Below are 16,084 nucleotides of genomic sequence, written 5' to 3' on the forward strand. Positions count from 1 at the left end.
TTCCAAAATCAAAAATCCCCTTGGTCGGTGACTGCCACGTTCTGCTTCACAGCAAGCGGCAGCTCCAAGCAAGGGGATTTTTGCAAAATCCTCATTCAATTAAGAAGTAACGGTTTGCGCATATTTTTGCGCGGATTGCTCCAACTGCTCATCGGTCAGTACAGAAGCACCATATTGTACAAAATAAGGAAGCAACCTGGTGCCAACCATATGGCCTGTAGCTTCCAGAGGTCTCAACAACTCTTCAATCGTATATCTGTTCCCTCCGTTATGTTGATAGTTTTCCTCAACGCTGCCAGCAGACAAGGCGATCAACAACTCTTTACCCTCCAATTTGCCACCTTCGCTTCCAAAAGCCCAACCGTAAGTCAGAACCTCATCTTCCCATTTTTTCAGCAGGGAAGGGGTGCTATACCAGTAAAAAGGGAACTGCAGTACAATGCGGTCATGCTGCTCCAGCAGTTCCTGCTCTTGAGCTACATTGATTTTCTCATCAGGGTATACTTCATACAGGTTGTGAATAGTCACGCCGGATTGCTTCTTGAGCTCTTGCACCCATCTTTTGTTAATACGGGACTCCGCAAGATTAGGATGGACAACAATAACGAGTGTTGACATGGCGAAAAACATCTCCTTTAACTTAGTTTATGTAAGTAAATTACCAATACACATGTAACCATTTTAGTTTCAACTAATAAGATTGTCAACTCCTTAAATTTTTAAGCTCTGCATACAAAAAAACTCCGGCAAGCTTATGCAGGAGTCTCATCAAATGAAATATTTTTACTTCAAGCGATATGGTTAAGCTCAGCAACAATTTTATTTTTTCCAGAACGCTTGGCTTTATACAGATAGTCATCTGCTCCCTGGAAGAATGTATCTTTGTTCATTTCTTCCGAATAGCTTTTTAATCCGATGCTTACGGTCACAGAAACTATTTGCAATTTCTCTTCAAAGGTCATTTTCTCTACTTCACGCCGGATGTTCTCGACAATCTGATAAGCTTCCTCAAAAGTATGCTCGAACATCAGAATAGCAAATTCCTCACCGCCATATCGGGCTGCAATGTCATTGGTTGTAATCTGTTCCATAATGATTTGCGAGATGCTCTCCAAAATTTTATCTCCAAACTGGTGTCCGTATGTGTCATTAATTTTCTTGAAATTATCAATATCTACTACCGCTAAATGGATGATGGCACCTTGCTTGGCATATTCGAGCGCTTTCTCATAAAAAGTTTGGAACGATAAATGATTGTAAAGCTTTGTTAGTCCATCGGTCATTGACATTTTGCTTATAATCGCGTTGCTGATCATAAGTTCCTGCTGGGCGTGCTGTGTTTTATACAAATCTAGTAGCAGATCACGACCGCTGGCCTGAATGATAAGTGCAATAAAGGTGGACATAATCAAAAATGTCGGAATGGATACAATGTCAAAATCCGACAAGTAGGTACGGAACGAGCCGTCAATGGCCAGTAAGGAGAAAAAGACTCCAATTTGTAAGACAAAGGAAAGCCATATCAGCCGACGATTGAAAAACAGGATGGATGAGAAAATAGGCAACAAACACAATGCTGTAATAATCCTGATATCATAGTTTAAACGAATAATCATCCAGCAAATAACTGTACTTGCCATAAACAGGATTACGAAAGAAAACCTGTAGCATTTGTGATGAGCCAGTTCTGCAAGTAAGTTGGAGCAGCACATGATTAGCGTGGGAACAATAAGGGTTCCAACGTAAAATTCATAAGGTGTAGCAGAATAATCGAGAAATAAATAACTGCCTAGCTGGACAATAAAATGTACTGCTATAATCATCCAGTAAAGCAATAGCATCTTGCGTACCCAGCGACCTTGCTTTGTATTATAATCCAATGTTTGAGTATCCCGTATTGTTCTATTCATGATGTCACCACACTTAATGTATCTTTAGCCATTCTCGTATTATAAGATACTATGTGATGAAGTTGAAGATAAATTTTTAGAGGGTGAGCACTTGTCAGCCCAGCAACACGTGTACCTGATGGATTGCACCATCTCCTACAATCGGCAGAACATTGTCCGGGAGAGGGGTACCATTTAGTGTGACTGTTGCCACACCCTTGGATATATGTTGTGGATTCGTGATTTGGATCACGTAGGTATCGCCACGGAAGACACGAGTGATTGTAAATTCATCCCAAGCTTTAGGAATGCACGGATCAATGCGCAGACCATCCCATTCCGGCTGGATACCGAGAATAGATTGGGTAATGGCAATAAAGTTCCATGCCGCTGTGCCAGTCAGCCAGGAATTTTTGGCTTCGCCTTCACGAACGGCATCCTTGCCTGCAATCATTTGTGCATATACATACGGCTCGGTGCGGTGAATGTCGCTGATGTCCTCCAGATACGCTGGAGCAATTTTGCTATACAGCTCAAATGCACGATCCCCACGGCCAATCACGGCCTCCGCCATCATAATCCACGGGTTATTGTGACAGAAGATGCCCGCATTTTCCTTGTACCCTGGAGGATAAGAGGATATTTCACCCAGATTGATGTAATAGCGGGAATAAGGCGGATTTTGCAGCACAATGCCATAGGGGGTCTCCAGCCGATCCCGTGTTGAGTCGAGCGCTTTTTGAGCCAGCCCTTCTTCAACGCCGATTCCCGCCATTACACAAAAACCCTGCGGCTCAATAAAAATTTGGCCTTCCTCACAAGCCTTGCTGCCGACCTTGTTCCCATAGTGGTCGTAGGCTCGCAGAAACCACTCCCCATCAAAGCCATGCTCTAACGTGGCTGCTCGCATCCGATCCACATGGGCTTGCGCCGTGGCTGCTTCCTCATCTAATCCTCTGCGCTTGCACAGCTCGATAAAATCCGGTCCTGTATATACGAAGAGTCCGGCGATGAATACCGATTCCGCTGTGCGGCCCTCCAAATTTTGAGTGGTCTGATAGGGCTCATCAGGTGTGGCGGAAAAACAGTTCAGATTCAAACAGTCGTTCCAATCTGCCCGGCCAATCAGTGGAAGACCATGCGGGCCAAGATTATTAACCACATGATAAAAGGATCGCTTCAAATGCTCAAACAGGGTAGCTGTATGCTCTTCATTCCCATCGAAGGGCACCTGTTCGTCTAATATGGCGAAGTCTCCCGTTTCCTTGATATACGCAGCGGTGCCGACGATAAGCCACAGCGGATCATCGTTGAAACCGCCGCCGACCTCGTGGTTTCCTTTTTTGGTTAAAGGCTGGTATTGATGATAAGCCCCGCCGTTATCAAATTGTGTGGAGGCAATGTCGATAATTCGTTCCCGCGCCCGCTCCGGTATTTGGTGGACAAAACCAAGCAAATCCTGATTCGAATCCCGAAAACCCATTCCACGTCCGATGCCGGATTCGAAATACGAAGCGGAACGCGACATATTGAACGTAACCATACATTGATACGGGTTCCATATATTCACCATCCGGTTCAGCTTATCGTCGTGGCTCTGAATGGTATACTTGGAGAGCAGATTGTTCCAATAGGCCTGCAGCTCACTTAAGGCTCGTTCAACATCGGCTTCCTCCGCGAATTGAGCAATCATGGCCTGAGCCTGTTTTTTGTTAATCACACCGGGAGATTCCCATTTTTCATTCTCCGGATTTTCCACATAACCAAGTACAAAGTGAAGACTCGTTTCTTCACCTGGCTCCAAGGTTACTTCGATGCAATGCGACCCTACGGGCGACCATCCGCTGGCCACAGAGTTCGAAGCTTGCCCGGCGGTGACGGTTTGCGGCTGATCCAGCCCGTTGTATAGTCCCAGAAAAGCTTCACGGTCTGTATCGAATCCTGCCAGCTGGCGATTGACTGAGAAGAAAGCATAGTGGTTGCGACGCTCACGATATTCCGTTTTATGATAGATGACGGAGTCCTGTATTTCGACCTCGCCCGTGTTCAGGTTGCGTTGAAAATTGGTCATATCGTCATAGGCGTTCCACAGGCAAAATTCCACGAAAGAGAAGAGCTTGATCCTTTTAGTCTGTGCAGAAGTGTTCTGAAGCTTGACCTGATGTACTTCGCCATCAAAGGACAGCGGTACAAAAGCCAACTGCGTGGCCCGAATACCGTTACGTTCACCCATAATTGACGTATAGCCAAGCCCATGTCGGCACTCATACAGATCCAGCTCCCGTTTGACCGGCATCCAGCCTGGAGTCCAGTAATCCCCTTCATCATAAATATAAAAATAGCGTCCGCCGTTATCGACAGGAATATTGTTGTATCGGTATCGTGTTAGGCGACGTAAGCGCGCATCCCGGTAAAATGCATAGCCGCCGCCTGTATTGGAGATCAGTCCAAAAAATCGTTCGTTGCCTAAATAATTGATCCAGGGATATGGGGTTTGAGGGGTGTGTATGACATATTCTTGTTTAGCATCATCGAAGAAACCGTACTTCATGGCGCAGAACTCCTCTCGAATTTACAGAAATAAGGCCAAACACATTATTATATTCAAACATGAAGCTGTTCTTCCTAAAAGAAGCGGTTTCCTGCCTGATGCAAAAGATGCTTGATTTCCCCGACCTTGTTTCTTGAATTTGCAAAATATTTGAAATGGGTAAATATACCTTTTTATGCTAAAATGAAAGAGTTAGCACTCAGCATGGCAGGAGGTTGTAAGGATGGCACCCATCACATTGTTTTTCATTCCATATGCAGGTGGATCGGCATCGGTCAGCTTCAAATGGAAAAAGCTGCTGCTTCCGCAGATTAAGCTTGTCCCACTGGAGCTGGCGGGCAGAGGTATTCGTTCCGGGGAACCGCTAAAAGACAGCATCGAGGAAATGAGCGAGGATTTACTGCTCAAGATCAGTCAAGAGATAGCCCCTGGCGATCCTTATGCAATATACGGTCACAGCATGGGAACGATGATCGCTTTCGAGCTGTATTACAAGCTGGTGGCTGGCGGTTATGGCAAACCTGCTCATCTGTTCGTATCTGGTGGACGGGCACCGCATGTCCCGAGAGACTTCCCGTGGGCCCATGATCTGCCCGCAGAGCAGTTCAGAACGCATTTGCTGCGATATGGTCAGCTTTCGGAGGCTATTTTTGACAACCGCGAATTGTATGACTATTTTATCCCGGTGCTAAGAGCGGACTTCAAAGCCGTCGAGACGTATGAGTACACGGCCCCAGCCGTACCTTTGAATTGTTCGGTCACAGCCTTAACAGGGCTGACCGATAACACGATGACCTTGCAGGATGCGAAGGCGTGGGAGCAGCATACGGATCAGAATTTTCGAATTTTCACCTTTGATGGAGGTCACTTTTTTATTCATGACGAGGTGGAAGAGATTACGCAAATCATTAATGAGACCTTGGAACGCAGTGCTGTAACAAGTAAAATGCAACATTAAAAAGAAGAGGTGATTTCAGTGACTGTAGGTGTACTGGCTCATTTATTTGGCAAGTTGCCTTATCGCGAGTTGGCTGCAAAGGTAGGCGCAGCGGGCTTTACTCATGTTCAACTGGCTCCGTGGAGAGCGATCAGTGATGTGGACTTTAACAAACCGGGCAAGTTCAGCCCGGGATTGGCGCTGTCGATCGCGGAGGCATTCCGCAAGCACGGAGTATCCATATCGGTTCTTGGGTGCTATTTGCATTTTTTTGAACAGGATGAGGAGCTGCTGCGTGAAAATGTAGAACGCTTTAAAGAGCTGATTCGATATGCGAGCCTGTTAGGGGCACCAATGGTGGCTGCCGAAGTCGGACGTAATGAAGATGGAAGCGCATATACGGAACGAGACTGGAAGGTTGTAAAGGAAGTCGTGCGTGAATTAGCCGATGAGGCTGGAAAATGGGGCGTATTCGTAGGATTGGAGGCCGCTAACGATCATTTGGTCGGAACGGCGGTAGAGCTTGCTACCTTGCTGGAGGAAGTACCGTCATCCCAGATCGGCGTAGTGATAGATCCGGGCAATCTGCTGAAAACGGAAAATCTGGCACGGCAGGATGAGGTTATCCGCGAAGCGTTCCAATTGCTAGGACCTCGAATTATCGCGGCCCATGCCAAAGACCGGCGTTTGTCATCGACAGGTGAGATCGAGACCGTACCGCCGGGTTTTGGTGACATGAATTACGGCCTATACATGGAACTACTGGAACAGTACAAGCCGGGGGTTCACATCATTATGGAAGCCGCGCAGGAGAACCAGATGGCTGAATCCAAACGTTACATTGAGGGTCATCGCTTAGCGGCTCAGAAGGTGCAAGAAGTGCAGACGAAATCATAGTATTCTTTCAGATTCGGGAATTGCTCAGGAGACTTGGAAGCGTCTACTTTTCCAAGTCTCTTGTCTTTAGCTTTGTTTAACCCTGCACTACCGCCACAATCACAAGTACCCAACTTGCTAAAAAAGCCACCCCGCCAATCGGGGTAATCGCTCCGAGCTTCTTCAGACCGGACAAGCTAAGGGCATACAAACTGCCGGAGAACAGGAGAATACCTGCTAGCATTACCCAGCCTGCGGTAACAATCAGAGAAGAATGGACCAGATTTACTGCAACTACTCCGAGCAGAATCAAGCCCAAGCCATGAGCAATATGATATTGGATACCTGTCTGGAATATGCTCATCATGTCTGCGGAAAGTCTTTTTTTCAAAGCATGTGCTCCGAATGCTCCCAGAACTACAGCTAAAAACATCATTATACAACCAAGCAATAGCAAAACTTTCATGTTTTAACGCCTCCCTGTAAAATAGTACCGATTCCAATGGGATTCGTCAATTTTCGTTGTGAAGCTCTAAATATATAGAATTTTTCGACTCTCATTTGATATCTAATGTGGTATATTTTTTCCAGGGCCAATGCGAAGCATTTGGAGCTATAGACAGCGTGTCCTCCACCTTTTTTATGGGAAAGCGAGGTGATGATGCTGTCTTTTTGTGTTGTCGTTTCTCGTAATAAAATCTTATGTAAAGTCAAAATTGATAATGGAGAGGGTGAATGCAAAAGTGATTAGTAAAAAATCCGTGTTCAGGAAATCTGTCTCTATGGTCATGTCAGCCATTTTGGTGCTTCCGCTAACTTTGGGCATATTTCAAGCCGAACCCGACCGTGCTTCAGCCGCAACACCTGAATCCACACGTTTTCTTCAATTGTACAAACAACTGAAGGACCCGGCCAGTGGATATTTTTCCAAAGAAGGGATACCCTACCATTCTGTTGAAACCCTGATGAGTGAGGCTCCAGACTACGGACACTTAACGACCTCGGAAGCGTATAGCTACTGGATGTGGCTGGAAGTGCTGTATGGTCATTATACCGGGGATTGGGGAAATTTGGAATCCGCTTGGGACAATATGGAGAAATACATCATTCCTGTTAATGAAGGGGATGGCAAGGAAGAACAGCCTACTATGAGTAACTACAACCCTAACAGCCCAGCTACCTATGCAGCAGAGTACCCGCAGCCGGATCAATATCCAAGCCGTCTGAGTGGTCAGTATAGTGGTGGCAAGGACCCGCTGGATGCAGAGCTAAAGGCAACCTATGGCAACAATCAGACCTATCTGATGCATTGGCTGCTGGACGTGGATAATTGGTACGGTTTTGGCAATCTGCTGAATCCGTCGCATACAGCAGCCTATGTGAACACCTTCCAACGCGGGGAGCAGGAATCGGTTTGGGAATCCGTCCCGCATCCATCACAGGATAATCAAAAATTTGGTAAAGCGAATGAAGGCTTTATGAGCCTGTTTACCAAGGAAAATAATGCTCCTTCACAGCAATGGCGCTACACGAATGCCACCGATGCGGACGCACGGGCGGTTCAAGCCATGTACTGGGCGAAAGAACTGGGATATGACAACCCGGTATATCTGGATAAAGCGAAAAAGATGGGCGACTACTTGCGTTACGGTATGTACGATAAATACTTTCAAAAAATCGGAAGCGCTTCCAATGGGACTCCGACCGCTGGTTCCGGCAAGGATGCCAGCCATTATCTGATGGCATGGTATACGGCATGGGGTGGCGGACTGGGTCAAAGCGGCAACTGGGCTTGGCGGATTGGCGCCAGCCATGCGCATCAAGGCTACCAAAATGTCGTTGCGGCTTACGCGTTATCCGATCAGGATGGCGGATTAATACCAAATTCACCAACGGCGGGACAGGATTGGGCGACCTCGCTGAAGCGCCAACTGGAATTTTATACGTGGCTGCAATCTGACGAGGGGGCCATTGCAGGTGGAGCAACGAATAGCTGGGACGGTGCCTACAAAGCGTATCCGTCTGGCACAAGCACCTTCTATGGAATGGCTTATACAGGCGCTCCTGTATACCAAGATCCACCGTCCAACAATTGGTTCGGAATGCAGGCTTGGCCCGTCGAGCGGGTTGCCGAACTGTATTACATTTTAGCTAAGAAGGGCGATACTTCGTCCGAGCAGTTTAAAATGGCCAAGCAAGTAACGGAAAACTGGGTAGCGTGGTCCAAGAGCTATGCATTCGCCAACGAACGTCCTGTGACAGACGCGCAGGGATACTATTTGGACGCTCAAGGCAAGCGCATTCTGGGTGGTAAAAATCCGAAGGTAGCCACTACAGCAGCTAAAGGCGAGTTCTGGGTGCCAGGCAATTTGGAATGGAGCGGGAAGCCAGAAACCTGGACCGGCTTTGCCAATCATAAAGGGAATGCCAATTTGCATGTGGTAACGAAGAACCCAGGGCAAGATGCGGGAGTGCTGGGCAGTTATGCTAAAGCGCTTACTTTCTTTGCTGCCGGAACGAAGGCCGAAAAAGGAGATTACACCGCATTAGGCAAGGAAGCCAAAGATCTGTCTAAAGCTTTGCTTGATGCTGCATGGGGTTACAACGACGGTGTAGGCATTACCACAAAGGAAGCACGTGAGGATTATTATCGTTATTTTACGAAAGAAGTGTATATCCCTAACGGCTGGACTGGTAAAACTGGGCAAGGCAACACCATTCCTGGTGCAAACGCTACCGCCTCTGATCCGTCCAAGGGTGGTAATGGTACGTATTCCAGCTATACTGATATTCGGCCTAACATCACCAAAGATCCGCAATGGTCTTATCTCAAGGACAAATACACGACCTCTTGGAATAATCAAACAAAAAAATGGGACAAAGGCGCTCCAGAATTTACGTATCACCGTTTTTGGTCACAAGTTGATATGGCGACAGCTTATGCCGAATATGACCGTCTCATCAACGGTAGTGGTACAACCGAGCCGACAGCTCCTAAAGCTCCGGCAAATGTGAAAGCAAATGCCGGGGATGCTCAGGTTACACTGACCTGGAGCAAAGCGACAGGGGCCGACAGCTATACCATCAAGCGCTCCACAACCAGTGGAGGACCTTATACCACGGTAGCAACGGTAACGGATAGCACTTACAAGGATACAGGTGTGGTGAATGAAACCACCTATTATTATGTAGCGAGTGCGACCAACTCCTTGGGAACCAGCCCGGATTCTGCCGAGGTCAGCGCCAAGCCGACGGCAGCACCGATGCCGGCTATGGGAGATGTGGTTGCCCAATACCGTGTGGGCGACACGAACCCGGGAGATAATCAGATCCGTCCGCTTTTCCGTGTTGTAAACAAAGGGAAAGAGGCTGTCGATCTGAAGACTGTCAAGCTGCGGTATTACTTTACAGTGGATGGCGATAAACCGCAGGAATTTCATTGTGACTATGCGCAAGTGGGTAGCAGCAACGTTCAGGGACGCTTTGTGAAACTGGATAAGGCGGTTACGGGTGCAGATTACTATCTGGAAATCTCCTTTGGAGCTGGTGCGGGAAGTCTGGCAGCAGGAGCCAACACGGGAGATATTCAGGTTCGCTTGAACAAGACGGACTGGAGCAATTATAACGAAAGTGATGATTTTTCTTATGATGCGACCAAAACGTCTTATACAGATTGGAACAAAACGCCTCTGTATGTGAACGACCAGCGTGTATGGGGACTGGAGCCTTGATTGTAAAATAAACTTAGTGTGAGGCGAGCGCAATGAGAGGGTGTAAAACTCACATTGCGCTCGTTTTTATGATTGGTTTCGTGGTACACTAAGATCGCTACATCAACACATACATGACCGAGGTGACCTGAGACATGAAAGACAATTTGGCACAGGCTCTGAATGAGCAAATGAATTTTGAATTTTACTCCGCTCACGTATATCTGGCAATGGCTGCTTATTGCTCCGGCGAAAGTCTGGATGGGTTCGCAAACTTTTTCTTGGTACAAGCTGAAGAAGAACGGTTTCATGCCATGAAGCTGTACAAATATATTAATGATCGCAGAGGACGCGCTACATTGGCTGCATTGCCTGAGCCTAAAAACAGCTACGATTCCATGCTCGATGTGTTCAAGCACGGCTACAAGCACGAGCAGCAAAATACGCAGAAGTTTTATCATTTGGCTGACCTGGCCCTGGACGCACGTGAGCATGCGACGATCCATTTTCTGAAATGGTTTATTGATGAACAAGTCGAAGAGGAAGCTCTGTTCGACAATGTGATCCAGAAGCTCAAGCGTATTGAAAGAGATAGCAACGCTTTTTATATGCTGGACAGTGAATTTGCCCAACGCAGCTTCACACCCCCTGCGGAATAAAGCAACATGCACTTTTCGTCTGAATGCTAAGGATATGGCTGGCATGTTATGAGACGAGGAATTAGAAAAGCCCGGTTTTCGGGCTTTTTTTGCTTTTTTTTATGATCAGGTGCAGCTTGACACATCAGCAAATTCGAGTATATTATAGATATAATGAGTCTTTAATATCTTTTTTAAGGAGATGAGCATCATGATTTACGATTGTGCTATTATTGGCGGAGGCCCCGCCGGATTGAATGCAGCCCTTGTGCTTGGCCGGGCAAGACGAAGTGTGAATTTGATCGACAACAACCAGCCCAGAAATGCCGTTACGCATGCATCGCACGGCTTTATTACAAGAGACGGCGTAACGCCGTCCGAGTTCCGTCGCGTTGCTTATGAGGAAGTACTGCGCTATCCGTCTGTCGATCATCTGCAAGCCGAGGTTGTTTCAATTGAAAAAACTGAACCCGGATTTGAGGTGCTTGATTCGTCAGGCCTTCGCGTTCAAGCGCGAAAACTGATTTTGGCGACGGGCGTAAAGGAGATATTTCCCGAGATCGAAGGCTTTTATCCACTATACGGAAAAAGCTTGTTTAATTGCCCCTATTGCGACGGCTGGGAGCTACGGGATCAACCGCTTGTCGTTGTGTCCGAATCTCCGGGCATCTATCATACGGCCAAATTACTCCTGAATTGGAGCAAGGATATAATCGCCTGCACGAACGGCCATGCTTCCCTGACATTCGAGCAAAAAAAATGGCTTCAATCGAAGGGAATTGTGGTGATAGAGCAGCCTGTTGCAGCCTTCATCGGACAAAATGGACAGCTTGAGCATGTTCAATTTACGGATGGAACTCAAGTCTCAAGGACTGGCGGGTTCGTGTCTCCCAAATTTGTACAAAGTACACCGTTTGCAGAACGCTTGGGCTGTGAAAAGCTGGAGTCGGGCGGGATCAAGACGGATGAATCAGGAAGAACCTCTATACCTGGTGTATACGCCGCCGGGGATTCTTCATACTTCATGCCTTCCCAATTGATTTTTGCCGCAGCCGACGGCAGCCGAACTGGTATGTTCGTTAACATGGATTTGACAGAGGAAGATTTTGCAATTCGGGGTCACTTTCGCTAGGTTATCGTTATTTTAAATATACCTATAGAAAAAATTTATTTGTCGCTGGATTGTGAGCATGCTACAGTTATTTTATCTTTTATTCCTGATTAAGTAGATAGGATTAATATTTTTTATGGAGAGGCGGGTTAACATGAGCGAAATCTATCGTCTGGCACAACAGGAAGATGCGGAAAGATTGCAGTACGTGACCTATGAGGCGTACGAAACGATTCGGCAGTTGGAGCTTAAATGGCCTGCCGCTCAGGCGGACATTCCTATCATTCAGGAGAATATTAAAAATAATGACTGCTACGTGCTGGAGGTCGATGGTGTAATTGAGGCTACAGTTAGTCATCTCAAAAATAGAGCTCTTAATTTTATAACGGATCTCCCCTTTGTCATGTGGTTTGCCGTCAATCCGGCTGCTCAGGGCAAGGGCTACGGACGCAAGCTGCTCAACTGGGTAGAGCAGACTATAATCCGTGATCAGCTGGGAGCTCCTGCCGTTACGCTGGCAACAGCCGAAAAGCATCCCTATCTGCTGTCTATGTATGAGCGTTGGGGGTATGAGCGTATTCATGCATTTGACCATGGTACAGGAGACGGAACGATGCATTTATTGCGTAAAGTTGTGAATCCGGAATTATTTAAAACGTATATTCGTGAAACAAACGAAGCCGAGACTGCTAACCGTAATTAGAGCCGATACCTGGGATGGGACGAAGCGGATTCATTCTCCGAAAGGGGTTTTCATGAAATGAAGTTTGCGTTATTCAGTCTGATGGCTAATCTGCCTAATGCGATTACCGGGGAAGCCTGGAGCTCGCAGCAAAAATTCCAAAATGTAATCAAGCAGGCTGTTCTCGCAGAGGAACTTGGTTTTGATGCATACGGTGTGGGGGAGAGGCACGGTGCGCCATTTCTGTCATCCTCACCCCCGCTCGTGCTGACCGCTATTGCGGCGAAAACCGAACGGATTCGTCTGCTGACTATGGTGACGGTGCTTAGCGTGCTGGACCCGGTGCGCGTGGCAGAAGACTATGCGACGTTGGATCATTTATCGGGTGGAAGATTAGAGATTATTATTGGGAAAGGTAATGATCCGCGCCATTATCCGTTATTTGGAATTACAGAGGAAGAACAGTGGGACTCGCTTGCCGAGCGCTATCGTTTGCTCAAACGATTGTGGAGTGAGGAAGAGGTGACGTGGGAAGGAAGCTATCGTCCACCGTTGCATCAAGTCACGACACAGCCGCGGCCGTATCAGCAGCAGATTCCCATCTGGCATGGCAGTGCTTCCAGTACACGATCGACCGAACTGGCCGCGCAATACGGGGAGCCGATATTTTCCTCAAATTCTTTCCACCCGCAGGCCAAGTATAAAGCGCTCATTGATCATTACCGGGAACGACTGGCTTATTACGGGCATGATCCGTCACAGGCTGTGATTGGTGCCGGAGCAGGGAGTCTGTATCTGGCAGATACGGATGAGGAAGCGATTCGACGGTATCGTCCTTATTATGATGCCTACCACTCGACAGCGGCAGCTCAGCACAATCAGTCGCCCTTCACGAGTCTGGAGGATAATATTCGTAACGGTCCTGTTCTGATAGGCTCTGCGGAGAGCGTTCTTGAAAAAATACGGAACTATCATACCGCGTTTGGTCACCAGGTACTCAGCATCAGCGTAGACGGGCTGGATGAGCAGGAGCAGCTCGAACAGCTACATCGCTTTAGCGAGAATATCATACCGGTGCTGCGGCGGGAAATTCCGAGCACGATTTGGGAGCATGGGCCGAATTTGGATGATGGAAGCAGGTCGATTATCCCTGTAAAAAATGATGCGCCACCCATACCTCCTATTTTTCAACTATAGTTGTTGACTGTTCAATCACCTTATTTCATAAAAAGCCTCCGAGTTTAGGAGGTTTTCAGGTCCGTTGCGACCAGAGAGATAAGGTTTTTTTGTATTGGAAATACATGAAGAAGCAAATTGACAGAAACAAGTAAAAAGAGTAACGTGAATTTTATATCATTTAAATCTTACATATTTCATCGGATTAATATATTTCGAATCTTATAGAGATCTGATGATTGGAGGAGGAATTGTTTTGAGCGACCCGCAAACCAGTATAGCTAAACGACATATAACAGCAGAGGATTTATATCAACTTCGGTGGGTCAGCGATCCTGCTGTGCATCCAGGTAACGGTGCAGTCGCTTACGTCGAGCAGTATATTAATGAAGACCGGATAGACTATAATTCTGACATTTGGCTTTTGCCATCAGAAAACTCCGAGCCGTTGCCCTTCACATATGGGCCGAAAGACGAATCACCTGTCTGGTCACCTGATGGATCACAGCTTGCTTTTCTCCGTACGCTGGAAGGTAAGCGTCAGGTATGGATCATTCCAGCTAGCGGAGGAGAGGCTCGGCAGCTTACATGGGCAGAGAAAGACGTTCATTCATTGGCTTGGTCACCGGACGGAGCATACATATCCTTTGTTGCAAAAACCACAGAGAGTCTATCATCCCCGACATCAGTGCAGCCGAAAGGACAGGTCGTTAACCGAACAAAAGCCAAGTCAGATGGCTACGGGCTATGGGATGATACACGTAATCACTTATATGTGACTGATGTAAATTCAGGGGAAATTGTCCAACTGACGTTCGGCGCGTATGACGTCGCGGAACCTGTCTGGTCGCCGGATGGCAAGCTTATTTTATTCGTGGCCAGAATAGCGGAGCATACAGAAGAGGATATGGATTTACGTAAGCAAAATGATTTGTTTACGATAGCTCCTACTATTTCAAAAGGAAATGCGGAAGCACCGCGAAAGCTAACCTTCTCCGAACTGCAAATCGAGAGTGCTGAATACTCTCCCGATGGTTCAACGATTGCCTTTTACGGACATGATCGACATGCTAAAGACGCGACCCAGACCCGATTATACATCCTCCCTTCGAGTGGTGGCTTGGCAGTATGCATTAGTGAAACGCTGGACGCACACCTCGGTAACGCGGGTATGAGCGATATGCGCTCACACCTTCATGTAGGGCCACCACGTTTTAGTATGGACGGTCAATCCCTATATACGCTTGTAACCCGTGAAGGGAATGTGCATATATATCAGTTTGCACTTGATGGAAGCTTTACAGTTTTGACGCAGGGAGACAGAGAAATTTATCAGTTCACGCTCACCCCGGATGAGCAGCATATCATTGCAGCTTCAACTCATGTGACATTGCCGGGCGATTTGTTTCGAATTGCGATCTCTTCCGGGACAGAGGAACGACTGACGCAGGTGAATGACTTGCTGCTGGAAGAGATCGGGTTAAGTGTGCCCGAGAGCTTCTGGACTGAGGTCGAGGATGGTCGGAGGGTCCAGGGATGGGTGATGAAGCCAGTCGGTTTTGGGGAGGGAGTTACCTATCCCGCCATTTTGGAAATCCATGGCGGTCCCCATGCGATGTATTCCCACTCTTTTTTTCATGAATTCCAGTTGCTAGCAGCGCAGGGATATGCGGTCATTTACACAAATCCGGGGGGAAGCAGGGGGTATGGCCAGTCTTTTACCAATGTTGTTCTTGGCGAGTACGGCGGACGAGATTACACGGACTTGCTGAGTGCGGTCGATGAGGCCATTCGGCAGTTTCCATTCATTCATCCAGAACGACTAGGTGTTACGGGGGGGAGCTACGGAGGCTTTATGACTAACTGGATTGTCGGTCACACAGACCGTTTCCGTGCAGCCGTGACCCAGCGCTCCATATCCAACTGGCTATCCATGTATGGCGTGAGCGACATTGGCTACTCATTTACAGAAGACGAGGTCGGCGGCAATCCTTGGGACGATTTCGAGGTCTTATGGAGACAATCTCCACTGGCGTATGTTAAGCAAATAAATACACCACTGCTTATTTTGCACGGGGAGCAGGATCTTCGTTGTCCCATTGAGCAGGGAGAGCAGCTATTTACAGCACTACGGCGATTGGGTAAATCCACGCAATTTGTTCGTTTTCCAGCCTCAAGCCATGAGCTTTCACGAAAAGGGCATCCGCAGCTTCGTGTGGAACGACTGCAACGCATTTCAAATTGGTTTGTCAAGCACCAGATATAACACGTCATCCGTTTCTTGCACTTACGACACAGAAATTTTTACAAAAATTCATTAAAAAAATTACAAACAATGCCTGATTTTCATACAAAAGAGGGTATTGTTTGTATGTATAATATACTTATACATTATAAATTTATGCTTTAATTTACTTTTGTGTTTATAAAATACTATTAATCTCTATTTATTTATTTTTTTCCCATTAAAGGAATTTGAAAAAATATTGACTTTTTTCGAGTCCATATTTATTA

Annotated in this window: 12 protein-coding genes; 8 read left to right on the top strand and 4 right to left on the bottom strand. The window is 47.0% G+C overall.

Annotated features, from left to right (window positions below):
• Positions 1-99: 99 nt before the first annotated feature.
• The 3 genes from NST83_RS12355 to NST83_RS12365 form a co-directional block, all read right to left on the bottom strand.
• Positions 100-618: an NAD(P)H-dependent oxidoreductase gene (locus NST83_RS12355; RefSeq protein ID WP_342417800.1), complete on the bottom strand. Its 519-nt coding sequence runs from the start codon at positions 616-618 to the stop codon at positions 100-102.
• 170 nt (positions 619-788) lie between these two features.
• Entirely contained in the window at positions 789-1,910 is a 1,122-nt protein-coding gene (locus NST83_RS12360; RefSeq protein ID WP_342417801.1) for a GGDEF domain-containing protein, read from the bottom strand.
• 94 nt (positions 1,911-2,004) lie between these two features.
• Complete coding sequence (locus NST83_RS12365; RefSeq protein ID WP_342417802.1) at positions 2,005-4,440, bottom strand: glycosyl transferase; 2,436 nt, start codon at positions 4,438-4,440, stop codon at positions 2,005-2,007.
• A 223-nt stretch (positions 4,441-4,663) separates the two neighbouring features.
• Between NST83_RS12365 and NST83_RS12370 the strand changes: the two genes are divergently transcribed.
• Entirely contained in the window at positions 4,664-5,398 is a 735-nt protein-coding gene (locus NST83_RS12370; protein WP_342417803.1) for an alpha/beta fold hydrolase, read from the top strand.
• An 18-nt stretch (positions 5,399-5,416) separates the two neighbouring features.
• Positions 5,417-6,274 (top strand): sugar phosphate isomerase/epimerase, encoded by an 858-nt coding sequence (locus tag NST83_RS12375; protein ID WP_342417804.1) that lies wholly within the window; start codon positions 5,417-5,419, stop codon positions 6,272-6,274.
• Positions 6,275-6,350: 76 nt separating this feature from the next.
• Here the strand turns inward: NST83_RS12375 and NST83_RS12380 are convergent, their stop codons facing one another.
• Positions 6,351-6,719 (bottom strand): DUF423 domain-containing protein, encoded by a 369-nt coding sequence (locus tag NST83_RS12380; RefSeq protein WP_342417805.1) that lies wholly within the window; start codon positions 6,717-6,719, stop codon positions 6,351-6,353.
• Between the two features lie 316 nt (positions 6,720-7,035).
• Between NST83_RS12380 and NST83_RS12385 the strand changes: the two genes are divergently transcribed.
• The 6 genes from NST83_RS12385 (at position 7,036) to NST83_RS12410 (ending at position 15,836) form a co-directional block, all read left to right on the top strand.
• Positions 7,036-9,984 carry a glycoside hydrolase family 48 protein gene (locus tag NST83_RS12385; protein WP_342417941.1) on the top strand — a complete coding sequence of 983 codons (2,949 nt, stop codon included), beginning with the start codon at positions 7,036-7,038 and terminating at the stop codon, positions 9,982-9,984.
• Between the two features lie 134 nt (positions 9,985-10,118).
• Complete coding sequence (locus NST83_RS12390) at positions 10,119-10,622, top strand: ferritin (protein ID WP_342417806.1); 504 nt, start codon at positions 10,119-10,121, stop codon at positions 10,620-10,622.
• A 190-nt stretch (positions 10,623-10,812) separates the two neighbouring features.
• Entirely contained in the window at positions 10,813-11,733 is a 921-nt protein-coding gene (locus tag NST83_RS12395) for an NAD(P)/FAD-dependent oxidoreductase (RefSeq protein WP_342417807.1), read from the top strand.
• Between the two features lie 133 nt (positions 11,734-11,866).
• Positions 11,867-12,415 carry a GNAT family N-acetyltransferase gene (locus tag NST83_RS12400; protein WP_342417808.1) on the top strand — a complete coding sequence of 183 codons (549 nt, stop codon included), beginning with the start codon at positions 11,867-11,869 and terminating at the stop codon, positions 12,413-12,415.
• 57 nt (positions 12,416-12,472) lie between these two features.
• Complete coding sequence (locus NST83_RS12405; protein WP_342417809.1) at positions 12,473-13,591, top strand: LLM class flavin-dependent oxidoreductase; 1,119 nt, start codon at positions 12,473-12,475, stop codon at positions 13,589-13,591.
• Positions 13,592-13,826: 235 nt separating this feature from the next.
• Positions 13,827-15,836: a S9 family peptidase gene (locus tag NST83_RS12410; RefSeq protein WP_342417810.1), complete on the top strand. Its 2,010-nt coding sequence runs from the start codon at positions 13,827-13,829 to the stop codon at positions 15,834-15,836.
• Positions 15,837-16,084: the final 248 nt, after the last annotated feature.

The organism is Paenibacillus sp. FSL R10-2782 (assembly GCF_038592985.1).
GTDB lineage: Bacteria > Bacillota > Bacilli > Paenibacillales > Paenibacillaceae > Paenibacillus > Paenibacillus terrae_C.